Origin of the sequence: Streptomyces sp. ICN903 (genome assembly GCF_022015835.1) — a bacterium.
GTDB lineage: Bacteria > Actinomycetota > Actinomycetes > Streptomycetales > Streptomycetaceae > Streptomyces > Streptomyces fenghuangensis.
Window position 1 is genome coordinate 1 of record NZ_JAKMAY010000582.1, and the last position, 1,171, is coordinate 1,171.

Sequence of the window (1,171 nt, forward strand, 5' to 3'; positions counted from 1 at the left end):
CCGGTCACCGCCCCCTACCCCGCGCCCGGCGCGGCCGCGCGCCCCGGCGCCGCGCGCTCGGCGCGCACGCTGTCCCTCGTGCTGAGCGCCCTGCTGAGCGCGCTGCTGCTGTGCACGCTGGTGCAGCTCGTGCTCGACTCCCGGGTCTACGGGGAGCTGAACGAACTCCACGAGGGCGGCTACCTGGCGTACGCGGCCTTCGACCACGACTCCCTGCGGAACACCACCGAGGTGATGGCGGGCCTCTCCGCGCTGTTCCAGCTGCCGGTGGTCGTGCTGTGGCTGGTGTGGTTCTGGCGGGTCCGGGCCAACGCGGAGGCGTTCGCCCCCGGGCAGATCCGCTACCACCAGGGGTGGGCGATCGGCTCCTGGCTGGTGCCGGTGGTCTGGTTCTTCATGCCCAAGCAGATCATCAACGACGTCTGCGACCACAGCGACCCCACCTCGACCCGCACCACCTGGTACGGCCCGCGCCGGAGCAGCAACCGCGGCCTGCTCAACGGCTGGTGGACGATGTGGCTGGCCGGCATGGTCGTCGGAGTCCTCAACTACCAGCCGTGGTACGAAGCCGAGACCGTCGACCAGGCGCAGGGCAGCGCGGCCCTCACGGTCTTCGCCGACCTTCTGGCCGTGCCCGCCACGGTGCTGGCGATCCTGGTCGTCCTGCGGCTGACCTCCCTCCAGGACGACCGGATCAAGGCCGGCCGCTGACCCGCGGGTCGCCGATCCGGCGGCCGCCGAACCGGCGACCGCCGGCCCGGCGCAGCCGGCGTACCGCGGACAGGGCCCCGGCGCGGTGACGCAGGAGCACCGCGCCGGCCGCAAGCCCCGTCAGCCCGGTCAGCCCGGCCAGCCCCGCCGCCCCGCCGAAGGCCGCCGCCGGGGACGATCCGGCCCCCGGTTCCGCGGCGACGCCGGTGTGCGTGAAGGAGGCGGACAGCAGCTCCCCGGTGCCGCAGACCGCGACCACGGGGTAGCTGCCGCCCACGGCCAGCCCCTCCCGCAGCGGGGCGGTGGCGTGTCTCTCCCGGGCGGGACGGTCGTCGGCGCGTTCGAGCGCGACGGTCCGCTCGAAGGCGGGGGAGGAGACGACACCGCCCGAGCCGCCCGCCTCGCACACGGCGCGTACGCCGAGGGCCCCGCCTCCGTCCCCGCCCGCGCGGGCTGGGGT

General features: G+C 75.5%; 2 protein-coding genes. One reads left to right on the top strand and one right to left on the bottom strand.

Going from position 1 to position 1,171, the window contains the following annotated elements; genetic code table 11:
- Nucleotides 1–711 (top strand): DUF4328 domain-containing protein (locus tag L7D48_RS28940; protein WP_237884083.1); only part of this gene is annotated, 711 nt, incomplete at its 5' end.
- On the opposite strand, the gene L7D48_RS28945 is transcribed toward L7D48_RS28940, so the two are convergent.
- Nucleotides 695–1,171 (bottom strand): hypothetical protein (locus L7D48_RS28945; protein ID WP_237884085.1); only part of this gene is annotated, 477 nt, incomplete at its 5' end. The two genes, L7D48_RS28940 and L7D48_RS28945, sit on opposite strands and share 17 nt — an antisense overlap.